General features: G+C 68.6%; 18 protein-coding genes. 9 read left to right on the top strand and 9 right to left on the bottom strand.

Annotated features, from left to right (window positions below; all coding sequences use genetic code 11):
• Positions 1-72: 72 nt before the first annotated feature.
• From DMB37_RS17395 to DMB37_RS17385, 3 genes are all read left to right on the top strand, one after another.
• A complete protein-coding gene (locus DMB37_RS17395; protein ID WP_135233616.1) occupies positions 73-294 on the top strand; it encodes a helix-turn-helix domain-containing protein in 222 nt (73 codons plus the stop codon).
• Positions 294-875 (top strand): Clp protease N-terminal domain-containing protein, encoded by a 582-nt coding sequence (locus DMB37_RS17390; protein WP_135233615.1) that lies wholly within the window; start codon positions 294-296, stop codon positions 873-875. Before DMB37_RS17395 ends, DMB37_RS17390 begins: the two co-directional genes overlap by 1 nt.
• 94 nt (positions 876-969) lie before the next feature.
• Positions 970-1353: a phage holin family protein gene (locus tag DMB37_RS17385; RefSeq protein WP_135233614.1), complete on the top strand. Its 384-nt coding sequence runs from the start codon at positions 970-972 to the stop codon at positions 1351-1353.
• Here DMB37_RS17385 and DMB37_RS17380 read toward each other — a convergent pair whose 3' ends face one another.
• Both DMB37_RS17380 and DMB37_RS17375 read right to left on the bottom strand, forming a co-directional pair.
• Entirely contained in the window at positions 1354-2223 is an 870-nt protein-coding gene (locus DMB37_RS17380) for a 1,4-dihydroxy-2-naphthoate polyprenyltransferase (RefSeq protein WP_135233613.1), read from the bottom strand.
• A 90-nt stretch (positions 2224-2313) separates the two neighbouring features.
• A complete protein-coding gene (locus DMB37_RS17375; protein WP_135233612.1) occupies positions 2314-2781 on the bottom strand; it encodes an SRPBCC family protein in 468 nt (155 codons plus the stop codon).
• A gap of 87 nt (positions 2782-2868) precedes the next feature.
• On the opposite strand from DMB37_RS17375, the gene DMB37_RS17370 reads away from it, so the two are divergent.
• Positions 2869-6252 (top strand): BTAD domain-containing putative transcriptional regulator, encoded by a 3384-nt coding sequence (locus DMB37_RS17370; RefSeq protein ID WP_135233611.1) that lies wholly within the window; start codon positions 2869-2871, stop codon positions 6250-6252.
• Between the two features lie 87 nt (positions 6253-6339).
• Here DMB37_RS17370 and DMB37_RS17365 read toward each other — a convergent pair whose 3' ends face one another.
• Positions 6340-7176 carry an ABC transporter permease gene (locus DMB37_RS17365; protein WP_135233610.1) on the bottom strand — a complete coding sequence of 279 codons (837 nt, stop codon included), beginning with the start codon at positions 7174-7176 and terminating at the stop codon, positions 6340-6342.
• Positions 7173-8159 (bottom strand): ATP-binding cassette domain-containing protein, encoded by a 987-nt coding sequence (locus DMB37_RS17360; RefSeq protein WP_135233609.1) that lies wholly within the window; start codon positions 8157-8159, stop codon positions 7173-7175. The genes DMB37_RS17365 and DMB37_RS17360 overlap by 4 nt, the downstream gene beginning before the upstream one ends.
• A gap of 92 nt (positions 8160-8251) precedes the next feature.
• Between DMB37_RS17360 and DMB37_RS17355 the strand changes: the two genes are divergently transcribed.
• Positions 8252-8482 (top strand): antitoxin, encoded by a 231-nt coding sequence (locus DMB37_RS17355; RefSeq protein WP_135233608.1) that lies wholly within the window; start codon positions 8252-8254, stop codon positions 8480-8482.
• Complete coding sequence (locus DMB37_RS17350; protein WP_135233607.1) at positions 8482-8910, top strand: TA system VapC family ribonuclease toxin; 429 nt, start codon at positions 8482-8484, stop codon at positions 8908-8910. The genes DMB37_RS17355 and DMB37_RS17350 overlap by 1 nt, the downstream gene beginning before the upstream one ends.
• A gap of 10 nt (positions 8911-8920) precedes the next feature.
• On the opposite strand, the gene menE is transcribed toward DMB37_RS17350, so the two are convergent.
• From menE to DMB37_RS17335, 3 genes are all read right to left on the bottom strand, one after another.
• Positions 8921-10054 carry an o-succinylbenzoate--CoA ligase gene (gene menE, locus DMB37_RS17345; protein WP_135237628.1) on the bottom strand — a complete coding sequence of 378 codons (1134 nt, stop codon included), beginning with the start codon at positions 10052-10054 and terminating at the stop codon, positions 8921-8923.
• A gap of 430 nt (positions 10055-10484) precedes the next feature.
• Positions 10485-10877, bottom strand: coding sequence for a VOC family protein (locus DMB37_RS17340; protein WP_135233606.1), 393 nt, complete (start codon positions 10875-10877; stop codon positions 10485-10487).
• A 1-nt stretch (position 10878) separates the two neighbouring features.
• A complete protein-coding gene (locus DMB37_RS17335; protein ID WP_107659522.1) occupies positions 10879-11772 on the bottom strand; it encodes a 1,4-dihydroxy-2-naphthoyl-CoA synthase in 894 nt (297 codons plus the stop codon).
• A gap of 120 nt (positions 11773-11892) precedes the next feature.
• On the opposite strand from DMB37_RS17335, the gene DMB37_RS17330 reads away from it, so the two are divergent.
• From DMB37_RS17330 to menD, 3 genes are all read left to right on the top strand, one after another.
• Entirely contained in the window at positions 11893-12576 is a 684-nt protein-coding gene (locus tag DMB37_RS17330) for a PaaI family thioesterase (RefSeq protein WP_370465412.1), read from the top strand.
• A gap of 143 nt (positions 12577-12719) precedes the next feature.
• Positions 12720-13166, top strand: coding sequence for a hypothetical protein (locus DMB37_RS17325; protein WP_107659520.1), 447 nt, complete (start codon positions 12720-12722; stop codon positions 13164-13166).
• Between the two features lie 161 nt (positions 13167-13327).
• Positions 13328-14971 carry a 2-succinyl-5-enolpyruvyl-6-hydroxy-3-cyclohexene-1-carboxylic-acid synthase gene (gene menD, locus DMB37_RS17320; protein ID WP_135233604.1) on the top strand — a complete coding sequence of 548 codons (1644 nt, stop codon included), beginning with the start codon at positions 13328-13330 and terminating at the stop codon, positions 14969-14971.
• Between the two features lie 24 nt (positions 14972-14995).
• On the opposite strand, the gene DMB37_RS17315 is transcribed toward menD, so the two are convergent.
• Together DMB37_RS17315 and DMB37_RS17310 are read right to left on the bottom strand one after the other, a co-directional pair.
• Positions 14996-15235, bottom strand: coding sequence for a hypothetical protein (locus DMB37_RS17315; RefSeq protein WP_135233603.1), 240 nt, complete (start codon positions 15233-15235; stop codon positions 14996-14998).
• A 133-nt stretch (positions 15236-15368) separates the two neighbouring features.
• Positions 15369-15605 carry a hypothetical protein gene (locus DMB37_RS17310; RefSeq protein ID WP_107659518.1) on the bottom strand — a complete coding sequence of 79 codons (237 nt, stop codon included), beginning with the start codon at positions 15603-15605 and terminating at the stop codon, positions 15369-15371.
• Positions 15606-15693 lie beyond the last annotated feature (88 nt).

Genomic DNA, 15693 nt, shown 5'->3' with positions numbered 1-15693 from the left:
TCGCCGAAGGCGAACGCTCATTGCGTCAATTTTTGTTGACAATCCTCCATGTCGTCAACCAAAATTGACGGCATGACAGAAGCAACCACTCTGGCGGCCGCCGCAGGCAGTCCCGACCCCGAAGTCGGGTTGCGGGCGGTGCTCGCCCTGCGGCGGCTGCTCGAACGCCTCGAGGCGATCCAGGTGGCCAACGCCCGCGAACAGGGCTGGTCCTGGCAGGCGATCGCGGAGGCGCTCGAGGTCAGCAAGCAGGCAGCCCACCAGAAGCACAACCGGAAAGGCAGGAACCGCTGATGTTCGAACGGTTCACCAAGTCGGCGAAGATGGCCGTGATATCGGCGCAGGAGGACGCCCGAGAACTGCGCTCCTCTTCCATCGAGATCGAGCACGTGCTGCTCGGCCTGCTCTCGCAGGGCGAGGACGATTTGAAGGCGCTACTGGCCGACGCGGGCATCACGCACGACAGCGTGATGGGCGCACTGGCCAAACGCGGAAGGGGCGAACCGCTGGGCGCGGAGGACGCCGAGGCCTTGCGTTCGATCGGCATCGATCTCGACGCCGTGCGCGAGACCCTGGCCGAGAACTTCGGCGAGGACGCCCTCGATCGCGCGGCACCGCAGGAGCGGCGCGGCCGCTTCGGCTGGGGGCGCGGCGGCGACTTCGGGCACATCCCATTCACGCGGGACGCGAAAAAGGTACTCGAGCTGTCGCTGCGGGAAGCATTGGCGCGCAAGGACAAGACCATCGAATCCGGGCATCTGCTGCTCGGGATCCTGCGTGCCCCCAATCAGACGACCTTCGGCCTGCTCGGCGGCTCCGACCGGATCCACGAGTTGCGGCCGAAGGTGCTCGCGCTACTCGACCGCGCGGCCTGAAGCGGTGGACGGGTGCGCCGCACAACGCGCCGAAGGCCGTCGCAGGCCCGCGTGGGGCCGAGCGCAGGCGGGGCACTCGCCCTAGCATGAGCGCATGCAGCTTCTGATTCGGTTGATCATCAACGCGGTAGCCATCTGGCTGGCCGCCGCCTGGGTCGACAAGATCGACATCGTCAGTCCGGCGGAGAACGGCAACGGCGGCAAGATTCTCGTCCTGCTCGCCGTCGCCGTGGTGTTCACGGTGGTGAACGCGCTGGTCAAGCCGATCGTCAAGCTGCTGTCGCTGCCGCTGGTGATCGTCACGCTCGGCCTGTTCCTGCTGGTGATCAACGCGCTCATGCTGTGGCTGACCGCGAAGATCACCGAGACCACCGAGTACGGCCTGCGCGTCGACGGCCTTTGGGCGGCGATCATCGGCGGTCTGATCGTCTCGATCGTCAACTGGGTCCTCGGCATTCTGGTTCCGGACGGCGACTAGTCACCCGAAGCTGATCGCCAGCGCCGTGAGCGCCGACCAGGCGAGCATCGCCAGGCCGGAATCGCGCAGCGCGGGAATGAGTTCCAGGCCGCCCTTGCCGGACCGGACCGGGGCGTTGGCGCGCACCGCGAGCGGAATGGCGAGCAGCCCGACCAGCGCGAACGGGGTGCGCGCCACCAGCAGCAGGGTGCCGAGGAACGGGACGGTCAGCAGGGCGAGCTGCAGCGTCCTGGTGCGCGGGTCGCCGAGCTTGACCGCGAGGGTGACCTTTCCGGATTGCGAGTCGGTCGGGATGTCGCGCAGGTTGTTCGCGACGAGCACCGCGCTGGAGAAGGCGCCGACCGAGACCGCGAGCACCGCGCCGGCCCAGTCGATCCGCTCTGCCTGCACGAACTCGGTGCCGAGCACGCCGATCAAGCCGAAGAACACGAACACCGCGATCTCGCCGAATCCGCTGTAGCCGTAGGGCTTGCTGCCGCCGGTGTAGAACCAGGCACCCGCCAAGCAGGCCACCCCGACGAGTAGCAGCCACCACGCCGTCGTGGCCGCGAGCACGAGGCCGACCACCGCCGCGATGCCCAGGCTCAGCATGGCCGCGTTGCGCACGGCGGCGGGCGAGGCGAGCCGCTGCCCGACCAGGCGGACCGGGCCGACCCGTACGTCGTCGGTGCCGCGAATGCCGTCGGAGTAGTCGTTGGCGTAGTTGACGCCGATGATCAGGGCCAGCGAAACCAGCAGCGCGAGAACCGCTTTCCACCACACCGCGCCGTCGAGCGAGGCGGCGGCACCGGTGCCTGCCAGCACGGGGGCGATTGCGTTCGGCAGGGTGCGTGGACGCGCGCCCTCGATCCATTGCGCTGCAGTAGCCATTCCCGCAGCATAATGTCGCGGCCGGACCGAGGCCGCTCAGAGCCCGTGCCCGGCCGGGTCCGGACCAGGCCGCCCGCCGCTATCGCCCGCTCAGCGCCCGTTGGCCTCGGCGACCGCTTTCAACCGGGCGAGCCCCTTCTCGAAGTCCTTGCCGACGATCCGGTCGGTCGGGATCACCTTCGAGAGCACGCGCATCAAGCCACGCTGCTCGCCGGTCATCCGCCAGACCACCTCGGTGGCGCCGGACTCGGTCGGGTTCAGCTCGAACATGACCTGGTTGGTGGCCTTCCAGGGCTTCTCGAAGATCAGCCGGATCCCGATCTCGCGCTCGGCGCTCGCGATGATCTCCATGTTTCCGCTGCCGACCTTGCGGTCACCGATCCAGGCGTATTTGGCGCCGACGCCGGCATCCGGCCCGGAATAGGTGCGCTGTAGCTGCGGATCGATGTCCTCCCACGGCGACCATTTGGTCCACTCGTGCAGGTTGTCGATCAGCCCGTGAATCCGCGACGGCTCGGCCGAGATCACGGCCTGCCGGACCACTTCGAACTCAGCCATGCGGACAGCGTAGGCGACCGACCACTGGAAATGGGGTGAAAAACCATGTCGGCTCGGTCGGCGCCGCTCGCATACGATGGCCGCGGGATGTTGTCGGATCAGAGCGGCCCGAACGGTCGCGGTCAGTTGTTGCGGGCGCCCGCAGGTGAACCGGTGGTGGTCGCCCTGCTGGGCGAGATCGCGCTGCGCCGAGACGGCGCGCTCACCGCGCTACCCGGGGCGCGTTCGCGCTTGCTGCTCGCCGCCTTGGCGTTGCGGCCCGGCCGTAGCCGCAGCGCCCAGTCGCTGATCGACGACGTGTGGGGCGAGCAGCCGCCGCGCGCGCCGATGAACGCACTGCACACCCAGGTGTCCCGGCTGCGGTCCGCGCTGCCGGACGGCGCGCTGGAAATCGGGCCCGCCGGATACCGATTGACCCTGCCCGCGGACCAGGTGGACCTGACGCGCGTCGCCGAACTCGGACAGCGGGCTCGTGCCTGCCGGACCGCGGGCGACGATCAGGGCTGCCTCGAACTGGTCGCGCAGGCGCGTGCGCTGTGGCGCGGCGAACCCGGGGCCGACCTGCCGCCCGGTGAAGTCGCCGAGGCATTGAACGCCGCAGCGACGAGCAGACTGGCCGAACTGGACACGCTCGAGTTGGCGGCCCGCGAGTCGACCGGCGACCTCGACGGCGCGTTGCGGATCGCCCGGCTCCGGGCCGAGGTCAACCCGGTGGACGAGTCGGCTCAGCTGGCCGTGATGCGGCTGCTCGCGGCGGCCGGCCGAGCCAACGAGGCCCTGGAATCGTTCGCCGCCTTCCGGATTCGGCTGGTCGAGCACCTCGGTGCGGACCCAGGACCTGCGCTCGTCGACCTGAACACGGCGATCTTGCGCGGAGAACCATTGAGCCCCAACGGTTCTGCCGTCCGCTCCGGTAGCAAGGGTCTTCCGCAGACGCCCAGCCCCACCACACTGTTCGGCGACGGCAGTCCCGCACCACCCGACACGACCACCGAGTTCGGTGTGCCCGCGGCGATCGGCCTGCGGGCGGCACCCAACGCACTGCTCGGTCGCGCGGACGATCTGGCCGCGCTCGACACCCTGCTGCGCACGTCCAGGGTGACGACCGTGCTCGGCCCCGGCGGGTCGGGAAAGACGCGCATTGCCAACGAAGTCGGCGCCCGCGTCGCGGGCAGCCGCCGCGTGGTGCTGGTGGAACTGGCCTCGCTCCGGGCCGATGCCGCCGACGCCCCGGTCGAGATCGAGGCCGCGATCAGCGCCGTGCTCGGCCTGAGCGATCTGACGTACGGCACCACCAGCTTGATCAACCGCATCGACGCCCGTAAGCGCCTGCACGAAGCCGTGTCCGCGCGCCCCATGTTGCTGATCCTGGACAACTGCGAGCATGTGATCGATGCCGTCGCGGTGGTGGTGGCCGACCTGATCGGTGCTGCGGATCGGCTGACGGTGCTGACCACCAGCCGGGCGCCGTTGATGATCACCGCTGAAACCGTCTACCCGCTACCGTCATTGACCATCGACCCCGCCGGGTCGCCCGCGACGGAGTTGTTCGCGGCGCGGGCCAGGGCGATCCGCCCTGGCGTGCGGCTCGACCCCGACGTGGTCGCGCAGCTGTGTCACACCCTCGACGGGCTGCCGCTGGCCATCGAACTGGCCGCCGCGCGGGTGCGGGCGATGAGCGTCGAGGAGATCAATCTCGGTCTGGCCGACCGGTTCTCGCTGCTGCGCCACGGCGATCGCAGCTCGCCGGAACGCCACCGCACCCTGCACGCCGTCATCGACTGGAGCTGGAATCTGCTGGACGCGGCGCAACAGGCGGCCCTGCGCCGATTATGCCGATTCCCAGCCGGATTCACCTTGTCCGCCGCCGAGATGGTCGCCGGCGGTCCCGAGATCAGCGATATCGCCACGGCGGTGGACGGTTTGGTGAACCAGTCGCTGCTCACCGTGCTGGACGAGGACGCACTCGGCACCCGCTACCGCATGCTCGAGACGGTTCGCGAATACGGCGAGGAACAGCTGGCCGCCCAGCCGGGCGAAGCCGACCTGGTCAACGCGCGAATGATGGCGTGGGCCAGGGCGTTCGCCGTCGACGTCGTGGCCCGCTACGCCACCGGTGACCAGGTGCGGCTCGCGCTGTCGGTGGCCACCGAGCTGGACAATCTGCTCGCGACGCTGCGCACCGCGATCGACAATCAGGACGCCGACACCGCCTACACCGTCTTTCCGGTCGTCGCAGGCCTGTGGATGCTGCGCGGTTCGCACATGGAGGTGATCGCCTGGGCCAGGCGGATCGCCCCACTCGAGCCGGACGAGAGCAGCCCGAGCGCACCATCCGCCGATCTGGTGCTGATGAGTTATCAGACGATGTTCCTGCACTTCGTTCACGTCAGTGGTGGGGTGCGCGAGCTGGCCCGGATGCGTACCCGGGTGCGCCGAATGCAGCGCGGCCGCACCGATCTCAGCCCCAGCGTCCGCTTCGTCAGCGACCTCGTGCTGTGCAGGCCCGACGGCCGCGGCCTGGCCCGGTTGATCGCGCGGGCCGTGCGATCCCGGGATGCCGAAACCCGGGGCAGCGCATTGCTGTTGCGCGCGAACATCAAGGAGAACCTCGGCGACGTGCGCGGCTCGACGGTGGACGCGGTCCGCGCGCAGGACATCTTCGGGCCGGAGAACGTGTGGAACGCGGCCATGGTGAGCAGGCACCTCGGCCAGGTATACGGCCAGATCGCCGAGTACGCGGAAGCGGTTGTGCACTACCACCGTTCACTCGACATGCTGCAACGGCTCGGTGCCTACGAGGACACCGTCGAGACCCGCAGCATGCTGGTCGCGGCGCTGTTGGGGGCGGGCGAACCGGCGGCGGCCGAGCATGAGCTCGACCTTGCCTTCAGCTCATCCGAAGTCGAGAACACCGTTCCGGCGAAGAATCATCTGCTCGCTGTCGTCCTGCACAGTGCCGCAGAGGTGGCGCTCGGCAAGGGGGATATCGCGGAGGGGCTGCACCGCTACGACCGGGCATTGGAGCTGTCCGGCTGGCCGGACATCGACGGCGGTCCGGGGCAGGGCCTGCTCATGCTCGCCGCTTCCGCCGTGGACGCCCGGGTGCTGTACGGCGCGGCCGGCACGGCGCGAGAGTTGGTCGGGCAACTGATCGAGCGGACACCGGCAATGATGCTGCAGTACACCGATCTGCCGCAGATCGGCGGCATCGCCTGCGCCGTCGGTTCGTTTGCCATCGTCACCGGCCGGGATCCGGTCCGTGGGCTGGAACTGGTGGCATTGGCGCCGAATGTGTACTGCCGCCAAGACTATCCGTCCATGCGCTGGACGACGCACGCCGAGCTGGCCGGCCGGCTGCTCGGTGCGGATCGGTTCGCGCAAGCGCGGGCCGAGGCGGTCGAGCTGCGCAGAAAAGGGTCGGCTGAGCGAATCCTGCAGATACTGCGGGAGTTTCAGAACATGCGGTGACCCGCCGTTGGTGCGTGTTCGAGGTACCGACCACACAACGCCGGGCGACCGTGTCGCCCGGCGTTGTGTCCCTTCGGTTTTCGGCTGTCACGCCCGGCGCATGTACGCCTTCACGGCGAGCGGGGCGAAAATGGCGATCACCACCACCGCGCCGATCAGCGAATAGGCCAGATTGGCGCCGTAGACGTTGCCGTTCATCAGGTCCTGGCACGCGTTCACCATGTAGTACACGGGATTCACGTGGTTCACGCCTTGTAGCCACCCCGGCATCGTCTGCACCGGTGCCAGCGCGCCGGACATGAACGTCAGCGGGAACATGATGATCATCGAAATGCCTTGCACGCTGGAGGCACTCTTGCCGGTGACACCCACCAGCGCCCAGATCCAGCTGACCGCGAACGAGCACGCGATGATCACCAGCGCGGCGGCGAAAACGCCGGCGAAACCGCCGCCGGGCCGGTAGCCGAGGCACAGCCCGACGACGATGGTGAGCACCGTCGCGATGGTGTAGCGCACCATGTCGGCGATGAGCGCACCGGCCAATGCCGAAATACGGGCGATCGGCAAGGATTTGAACCGATCGAAGACGCCCTTGTCCATGTCCTCACGCAACTGGGTGCCGGTGACGACCGAGGTCAGGATCACCGTCTGCACCAGGATGCCCGGGATGAGGGTCGGCAGATAGTCGTGCACGCTGCCGCCGATCGCGCCACCGAAGATGTAGGCGAACAACGCGGTGAACAGGATCGGCTGCACCGTCACGTCGAACAGCTGCTCCGGGTTGTGCTTGATCTTCAGCAGGCCGCGGTAGGCCATCGTGAACGAGGTTTCGACAGTGCGGCGCAACGGGAGACGATTGCTGACCGCTGGAATGTTGACCGGCGCCGCGCGGCGTGTCGTGGTGGGTGCGGTGATGGTGGTCATGCCGCGCTCCGTTCGGAATCGTTGTCGGCGGCCGGGTGGCCGGTGATGGTGAGGAAGACCTCGTCGAGGCTCGGCTTGCTGACGGTGATCTCGTCGACGCCGATCTCCCGCTCGCGCAGGCGAATCAGCAGATCGGCGGTCACCCCGGCGTCGCGCAGCGGTGCGGTGAGCCGGCCGGCCTCGGGGGTGACCACGGCGTCCACGCCGAGGAACTCGCTGACGACGCGGCGAGCCGTCTCGAGGTGACCGCGGTCGACCAGGGTCAGGTGCAGCGAGGAACCGCCGACCGAGGCCTTGAGTTCGTCGGCGGTGCCGTCGGCGATCACCCTGCCGTGGTCGATCACCGCGATGCGGTCGGCCAATTGGTCGGCCTCGTCGAGGTATTGGGTGGTCAGCAGCACCGTGGTGCCCCCGCGGACCAGTCTGCGGATGGTCTCCCACATCTGGGCGCGGGTGCGCGGGTCGAGTCCGGTGGTCGGCTCGTCGAGGAACAGTAGCGGCGGCGTCGCGATCAGGCTGGCGGCGAGATCGAGTCTGCGCCGCATGCCGCCGGAGAAGTTCTTCAGCGGCTTGGCCGCCGCCTCCACCAGGTCGAACTCCTCGAGCAGCTCGACCGTCTTGCGGCGAGCATCGGTCCGGCCGAGGCCGAGCAGGCGGGAGAACAGGATCAGGTTTTCGGTGGCCGACAGGTCCTCGTCGACCGAGGCGTACTGCCCGGTGACGCCGACGAGGGATCGCACGGCCGTCGGTTCGGCGACCACATCGTGGCCGAAGATGCGAGCGCTGCCGCCGTCGAGGCGGAGCAACGTGGCCAGCATCTTGATGGTCGTGGTCTTGCCCGCGCCGTTCGGCCCGAGCACGCCGTACACCGAGCCCTGCGGCACCGCCAGGCTCACCCCGTCGACGGCGCGGTGGTCCCCGAACACCTTGACCAGCTCGTCCGCCTCGACGGCGAGCGCTGAAGTGGGTGTGAAAGAAGTCATGAGGATGACTGTGCAGCCCCTCTCTTGCATGACCCTTGCATGGCAGTGACACACCCCTTGCATCAGATGCGATTCCGCGTAGCATCAGATGCATGCGGACGACAATAGACATCGACGCGGTCGTCTTGGAGCAGCTGCGGCGTCGGGCCAAACGGGAGGGAAAGACCTTGGGGCAATTGGTTTCCGAACTGCTCGCTCGTGCGCTCGCGGAGGACGAGCAGGTAGTCGCCGCCGATATCGCTTGGCCGAGTACGACTCTGGGCCTGCGGGTCGATATCGAGGACAAGCACGCGCTGTACGCGGCGCTGGACGTGGATGCTTGATGTCGCGCACCGTCGACACCAATGTCCTGATCTATGCCTCGGATGCCGGTTCGCCGGTGCACCGGCAGGCCGCCGCGCTCGTGCGAGATCTCCTGCGCGGGCCGGAATTGACCACCCTGTTCTGGCCCGTCTTGCAGAGCTATCTGCGCATCGTCACCCACCCGGCGATCTGCGCGTCGCCACTACCGATCGCGACGGCACAGCAGGCAGTCGAGGCGGTGCTGGCGTCGCCGTCGATCCGGGTGGTCGCTGAGGGCGAGAACTTCTGGCGCTGCTACCGCCAGATCGGTGGCGGACGCGGCAATGACGTGCCGGACGCGGTGATCGTCGCACTCATGCTCGAGCACGGCGTATCGACGATCTACAGCCGGGACAGAAACTTTCGGAAGTACCCGGCCATCTCCGTCCGCGACCCGTTCGCGGACTGAGTCGGCCGGGTCAGCGCGCCGAGTCGGCGAGCAGGTTCTCCCGGAGCATGGTGCGGTCGGGCTTGCCAGGGCCGCGCATCGGGATCTCGTCCACCAGGGTGAGTTCGCGGGGAGCCGCGATGGAATCGAGTTCGGCCACCACGAATTCGCGCAGTTCCTCGAGGGTCGGCACCGCTGCGGGCGCGGGGACCACCACGACCGCCACCCGCTGGCCGAGGCGCTCGTCCGGCAGGCCGAGCACCACGCACTCGCGGATCGCCGGATGGTTCATCAGCACGGCCTCGACGACCTGCGGGATCACCAGGAGACCGCCGGTCATGATCGCCTCGTCCAGCCGACCGGTGATGCGCAGCCTGCCGTCGTCGAAGACGCCCGCGTCCTCGGTGCGGAACCAGCCGGGCTCGGCGAAGGCGGGATGCCCCGGTTGGCCGCGGTAGCCGGAGGCGATCATCGCCCCACCGAGCAGCACCCGGCCGTCCTCGATGCGGACCTGCGTGCCGTCGAGCGGGATGCCGTCGTAGACGCAGCCACCGCAGGTCTCACTCATGCCGTAGGTGCGAACGACGTTGATACCGGCCGCTTTCGCGCGCTCGTACACCGGCGGCGGCGTGGCCGCGCCGCCGACGAGGACACCGTCCAATTCGGCGAGCGCCGCCGCGGCGACGGGTGCGTCCAGCGCCTTGATCAGCTGGGTCGGCACCAGCGCGGTGTAGCGGCGGTCGCCGCGCATGCTCGACACGGCACCGGCCAGCGCCTCGGGCAGGAAGCCGCCCGACACATCGAGAATGGTGGGCTGGGTGCCGGCCAGGATGCTGCGCAGCAGCACCTGAATGCCCGCGATGTGGTGCGTCGGCAAGGCGAGCAGCCAGCTGCCCGGACCACCGAGACGGTCGTGCGTGGCGGTGCCACTGGCCCGCAGCGCGGCCGCGCTGAGCATCGCGCCCTTGGGCACCCCGGTGGTGCCGGAGGTGGTCACCACGAGCGCGACCTCGTCATCGATCGTCTCGCCGGGCGCGAGCGCGTCACTGAGCCGCCTGGCCTCGCGGCGGTCGCTGGTCGGGATCGGCAGCCAGGCGGGGCCATTGCCCTCCAACGCTTCGCGCAGATGCGGAAGCACCTCGCCCGCACCGGAGCCGGTGGGCATCGGCAAAGTGCGAAGCGTGCGACTCACGACGCCACCTCGCTGGCGCTCGGCTCCGTCGTCCGCGAAGGCGCTGTGCCGATGGTTCGCTCGCTGCGCTCGCTCACGACTCCACCTCGCCAGCGCCAAGACACCCGTTGGGCTTACTCACAACCCCACTGCGCTCGCTCACGTCAGCGATCGTGTCATGGCCGCGTCGCTGAACGCGGAACGGGTGGTCGGTTTGCGGGGGCGGCGCGAGACATGTGCGGCCGCCCCCAGGAAATGGGGCTCAGGTACGCCAGGCATCGAGACTGCGATTCACTCGTCGGACGGTTACGCATGGTGGCCGGGCCGGACATCGGCGGTCGGGGGCCTTTCGAGCGCTATCGTCCTCGCCGTGGCGCGCCTTGGCAACTCGGTCCGGCGGCCGAGTGCGCGTACGAATGAAATGTCAGTCCGCCGACCAGCGCGGATCCCGCCGGATCGGATGCGACGGCGGGACCTCGACGAGCACGATCGGCACGCCATCGGGGTCGCGCACCCACATTTCGATCAGCCCCCACGGTTCCTGCACGGGCGCCCGGTCGAGGGGGATGCCTTTCACCGCGAGTTCCGCGGCCGCGTCCGCGGCGTCACGCACCTGCAGCCAGATCGCACCGTGGAAGGCCGACGACTCGCCGGATCCGCCGTGCGCGGCCACCTCGATCAGCGACTGCCCGGCGAAGAACACCGTGCCGCCCGGATACTCGCGCGCGATGGCCAGCCCGAGCCCGTCGCGGTAGAAGTCGAGGGTCCGCTGGTAATCGGCTGGCCGCAGAATGATGCGGCTGCTGAGAATGTCCATGTCAGAAGTACCAGGGGTAGGGGGTCCAGTCGGGCTTGCGCTTCTCCAGGAACGCGTCGCGGCCCTCGACGGCCTCGTCGGTCATGTAGGCCATGCGCGTCGCCTCACCGGCGAACAATTGCTGGCCGACCAGTCCGTCGTCGAGCAGGTTGAACGCGTACTTGAGCATGCGCTGCGCCTGCGGTGACTTGCCGTTGATGTCCGCGGTCCATTCCAGCGCAACATTTTCCAGCTCGGCGTGGTCGACCACCTTGTTCACCGCGCCCATCTGGTGCATCTCCTCGGCGGTGTACGGCCGGCCGAGGAAGAAGATCTCGCGGGCGAACTTCTGGCCCACCATTTTCGCGAGATAGGCGCTGCCGTAACCGCCGTCGAAGCTGCCGACGTCGGCGTCGGTCTGCTTGAAGCGGGCGTGCTCGCGGCTGGCCAGCGTGAGGTCGCAGACCACGTGCAGGCTGTGCCCGCCGCCCGCGGCCCAGCCGTTCACCAGCGCGATGACCACCTTCGGCATGAACCGGATCAGCCGCTGCACCTCGAGGATGTGCAACCGGCCCGCGCGCGCCTGGTCGACGGTGTCCGCGGTGTCGCCGCTGGCGTACTGGTAACCGTTGCGGCCGCGGATGCGCTGGTCGCCGCCGGAGCAGAAGGCCCAGCCGCCGTCCTTCTCGCTGGGGCCGTTGCCGGTGAGCAGTACCGCGCCGACGTCCGGTGTCATCCGCGCGTGGTCCAGTGCTCGATAGAGCTCGTCGACCGTATGCGGGCGAAACGCGTTGCGCACCTCCGGTCGGTTGAACGCGACACGGACTGTGCCCTGTTCGATGTGCCGGTGGTAGGTGATGTCGGTCAGATTCTCGAACCCGGGGACGGGTCGCCACAACTTCGGAGTGAACGTCACCCCTGTGATTATTGCCCTCGGCGCACAGGCGGCTTGTCCGGTGTCCGAAGTGTCCCGACTTGACGGTGTAAAACAAGCGGTTACCGTGCAGGTATGGATAGTGCATCGCGAAGCGATTCGATGAGGGGCGGCGGCCGGGTGGCGGGAGGGCACGAGCGTGTGAAACCGGTTATCGACCGCAGTGCGGTGGACGAGTCCCGGTATGAGAAACACGGGGGATTTCCGAAGGTGTCCCGCGCGAAGATCGGGCGCAACTTCGCCCCGTTCGTCGAGGCGATGCGCACCCTGCAGGATCTCGCGGTCTCCGTTGACGCACCCGACGAGGTCTTCGGTGACGCGCTCGCCCAAGCCGAACAGCTGATCGCGCTGCTTGATCCCTACCGCGCACCCGAATTGCAGGGACCGGCGGGCCGCGCCGTCGAACTGCCCGGCCGCGGCAGTCTGCTGTTGCTGCCGTGGCGGGTGGCCGAGGCAGGCCCGGACGGCATCCGGATGACCGGTGAATTCCGCCGTTTCCACCTCGGCGGCAACGGCGCGGCGCACGGCGGCGTGCTGCCACTGCTGTTCGACGATCTGCTCGGCATGATCGTGCACTACGCCGGACGACCCATCAGTCGCACCGCGTATCTCCATGTCAATTACCGCAAGATCACCCCGCTGGAGACGCCGCTGACCGTGCGCGGGCGGGTCGATCGGATCGAGGGCCGCAAGACCTTCATCACCGCGGAATTGCTCGATGAGCAGGGCAATGTGCTCGCCGACTGCGAGGGATTGATGGTCCAGCTGCTGCCCTGGCAGCCGTGAGCGACCGTCCGGTCTGTATTTGCGGTGGCGCAGGCCACGTTTGGGACGAACCGCGTTAGCGGGTGAGTGCCGCGACCAGTTGCGCGGGGATGCGTATAGTTGCGCCTGCTCGTTCATCGAAACCTATTCCGGAGGACCTGAAAGTGGTTGCAGCACTGTCTGAATCCCTGCTCGACGACGCCAAGCGCCCGGCTTTTCTTGCCGATGCCGTCGAGGTTCTTGATGCCGAGGTCTCGGACAAGGGTGGTGCGTCCGGCCTGGCTGTGAAGGGTGGCTACGCGGCGGTCAAGAAGATCAGCCCGTCGATCGTGCCCGACGCCCTGGAGTCGTTGGCGCCCAAACTCGTTGCGCAGCTGGACCCGTTCTGGCAGGAATACACCGCTACGGGGTCCGGCACGTTCGGCGATCTGCTGGTCGCCAAGTCCGACGAGGTTGCCGAGGCCTTGCTCTCGGTCACCGACGCCCGCGCCGAAGCCTCCACCCGGCCCGCGCTGAAGAAGGTCTACTCGTCGATGCGTTCGTCGGCGAAGAAGAACGTCATCGAGGCGCTGCCGCGCGTCGGCGACCTGATTCAGAAGCACGCCAACTGAATCAAGACCGTGCACGACGAACGCGTCGCACATCGACCGGCCGCCCGCGGCCGTACTTTCCGATGTGCGGCGCGTTCTGCCGTTCATAGGAGTGCCACGCCCCCGCCGGGTGTGAGCAGGGCGACGAAGACGGGACGGCCACTGTCTGAGAGGCTGGAGAGGTGAACCCGTCTACAGCACAAGCGCAGGTCGTGGTGGACGAACTCGCGCGTGGGGGTGTGCGCGACGTCGTCCTGTGTCCCGGCTCGCGCAACGCGCCGCTGGCCTTCGCACTGCAGGCCGCCGACGCCGCCGGCCGGTTGCGGCTGCACATGCGCATCGACGAGCGGACGGCCGGGTTCCTCGCCATCGGATTGTCGGTGGCCAGCCGCCTGCCGGTGCCCGTCGTGATGACCTCGGGGACCGCGGTGGCCAATCTCGGCCCGGCCGTGCTGGAGGCCAATTACGCGCGCATTCCGCTGGTGGTGCTCAGCGCCAACCGGCCCTACGAGATGCTCGGTTCCGGCGCCAATCAGACCGTGGAGCAGCTCGGGCTGTTCGGTAGCCAGGTCCGCGCCACCATCAGCCTCGGCCTCGCCGAGGAGGAGGCCGAGACGGCCGACTGTGTGGCGTACGGCCACCAGAACAGCCAGTGGCGCTCGGCCGTCTGCCGGGTGCTCGCGGCGGCGCGTGGTACCCGCTCCGGCAATGCGGGCCCGGTGCACTTCGACATCCCGCTGCGGGAACCGCTGGTGCCCAACCTGGCACCGGGGGAGACGGCGCCGGGCGGCCGCGCGGACGACCAGGCGTGGACCAAAACCCAGTACGCCACGCTCGATGTGCCGCTCGATCTCGATCTCACCCCCGACACCGTCGTCATCTCCGGGCACGGCGCCGGACTGCGGCCGGAACTCGCCGACCTGCCGACGGTCGCGGAACCCACCGCCCCGATGCACGGCCCCGCCCTGCATCCGCTCGCGCTGCCGCTGCTGAAGCCGCGCCAAGCCATCATCACCGGACGGCCGACGCTGCATCGTCAGGTCTCCAAAGTCCTTGCCGACCCGGCGGTTCGGGTATACGCGCTCACCACCGGCCCGCGCTGGCCCGATGTCTCCGGCAATGTGCTCGGCACCGGCACCAGGGCGGTCACCACCGGCGCACCGCGCCCGGAGTGGCTGGCCTACTGCCGCGAACTCGACGCGAAGGCCAATCAGGTGGTGCGCGAGGAACTCGATCGGCATCCCAAGCCGACCGGCCTGCATGTGGCCGCCGTGGTGATGAACGCGCTGCGCGACGGCGACCAGCTGCTGCTCGGCGCCTCCAATCCGGTGCGCGACGCCGCGCTGGTGTCGCACCCGCGCCCGGGCATCCGGGTGCTGTCCAACCGCGGTGTCGCGGGCATCGACGGCACCGTGTCCACCGCCGTCGGTGCGGCGCTGCGGCACGAGGGCCGCACCGTGGCGCTGATCGGCGACCTGACCTTCCTGCACGACGCCGCCGGCCTGCTGATCGGCCCCGGCGAGCCACGCCCCGCCGATCTGACCATCGTGGTGGCCAACGACGACGGCGGCGGCATCTTCGAACTGCTCGAGCAGGGCGACCCGCAGTACGCGGGCGTCTTCGAGCGCGTCTTCGGCACCCCGCACGGGATGGACCTCGCCGCGCTGTGTGCGGCCTATCGCATCCCGCACCGGCAGGTCGATCCTGAGCAACTGGCCGTCGAACTGGCGGGCAACGCACACGGCACCCGGGTGCTCGAGGTGGCTACCGAGCGGTCCAGCCTGCGCGAACTGCACGCGACGGTGCGCGCCAAGATCGGCCCCTGAGCCGAACCGCTCGGGCCACTGCGGTCAGACCGGATCCGGCTCGTCGTCGAGGGGGACCGGAATCGACTGTTCGAACACGTCGGCCGGATCGGCGTCCCACGTATCGCGGGCGACGCTCTCGGCAATCTCCTGGTCGATGACGCCGTCCTGATCGAGTCCGTCATCGGCGTAGCCTGCGTCGTCCGGGTAGGCGGGCATGGACTGTTCGGCCAGGTCGGCCTCCGGAACGGCATTCATCTCGGTGGACGTGCTGCGATCGGTCATCGTGCGCTCCTCTCCGCAGTGGGTCTCGGTCGGGGCGTACCCAGTTGTGGCGCGCCACAATCAAGGCGGACAACAGTCCAGCACTGTCGAGCATGCGCCAGGTCCGGTCACCGAGCAACCCCGCGGCGTCCGGTTACTCGCCGTCGAGCGCCCCGGTGCCGTTGGCCGGATATTCGACCAGGGCCAGCGTGCGCCCCGCCATGAATCGTGCGGTCCGCACCGGTGTCCCGGTCCGCGTCACCTCGCTGACTTCCACCACACCGCGTGCGATGCGTACCTCGACTCGGCGCCCCGCGCGGGTGGCGGCCACTTCATAACTGCGAGACCCGTCGCCGAAGTCGACGACGATCTCCACTCGATCACCCTTCATCTACCAATTGTCCGCTTTTCCAGCGCTTTTCGCGGTCACGACTTGGTCGCGGCGCAGGCGGGCGGACGGGGTCGGACGGGCGCGGCAG

It is taken from the genome of Nocardia sp. CS682 (assembly GCF_004634405.1).
Lineage (GTDB): Bacteria > Actinomycetota > Actinomycetes > Mycobacteriales > Mycobacteriaceae > Nocardia > Nocardia ninae.
Note: the sequence above shows the minus strand (reverse complement) of the source record. Positions and strands in the feature narration are given on the sequence as shown.

Excerpts from the sequence above, each read along its gene's own strand:
- DMB37_RS17385 (WP_135233614.1), top strand. The coding sequence starts at position 970 with ATGCAGCTTCTGATTCGGTTGATCATCAACGCGGTAGCCATCTGGCTG.
- DMB37_RS17315 (WP_135233603.1), bottom strand. The coding sequence starts at position 15,235 with ATGACCGATCGCAGCACGTCCACCGAGATGAATGCCGTTCCGGAGGCC.
- menE (WP_135237628.1), bottom strand. The coding sequence starts at position 10,054 with ATGCCCACCGGCTCCGGTGCGGGCGAGGTGCTTCCGCATCTGCGCGAA.
- DMB37_RS17340 (WP_135233606.1), bottom strand. The coding sequence starts at position 10,877 with ATGGACATTCTCAGCAGCCGCATCATTCTGCGGCCAGCCGATTACCAG.
- DMB37_RS17390 (WP_135233615.1), top strand. The coding sequence starts at position 294 with ATGTTCGAACGGTTCACCAAGTCGGCGAAGATGGCCGTGATATCGGCG.
- DMB37_RS17350 (WP_135233607.1), top strand. The coding sequence starts at position 8,482 with ATGTCGCGCACCGTCGACACCAATGTCCTGATCTATGCCTCGGATGCC.
- DMB37_RS17370 (WP_135233611.1), top strand. The coding sequence starts at position 2,869 with ATGTTGTCGGATCAGAGCGGCCCGAACGGTCGCGGTCAGTTGTTGCGG.
- DMB37_RS17380 (WP_135233613.1), bottom strand. The coding sequence starts at position 2,223 with ATGGCTACTGCAGCGCAATGGATCGAGGGCGCGCGTCCACGCACCCTG.
- DMB37_RS17360 (WP_135233609.1), bottom strand. The coding sequence starts at position 8,159 with ATGACTTCTTTCACACCCACTTCAGCGCTCGCCGTCGAGGCGGACGAG.
- DMB37_RS17365 (WP_135233610.1), bottom strand. The coding sequence starts at position 7,176 with ATGACCACCATCACCGCACCCACCACGACACGCCGCGCGGCGCCGGTC.
- DMB37_RS17355 (WP_135233608.1), top strand. The coding sequence starts at position 8,252 with ATGCGGACGACAATAGACATCGACGCGGTCGTCTTGGAGCAGCTGCGG.
- DMB37_RS17375 (WP_135233612.1), bottom strand. The coding sequence starts at position 2,781 with ATGGCTGAGTTCGAAGTGGTCCGGCAGGCCGTGATCTCGGCCGAGCCG.
- DMB37_RS17330 (WP_370465412.1), top strand. The coding sequence starts at position 11,893 with ATGAGGGGCGGCGGCCGGGTGGCGGGAGGGCACGAGCGTGTGAAACCG.
- DMB37_RS17395 (WP_135233616.1), top strand. The coding sequence starts at position 73 with ATGACAGAAGCAACCACTCTGGCGGCCGCCGCAGGCAGTCCCGACCCC.
- DMB37_RS17310 (WP_107659518.1), bottom strand. The coding sequence starts at position 15,605 with ATGAAGGGTGATCGAGTGGAGATCGTCGTCGACTTCGGCGACGGGTCT.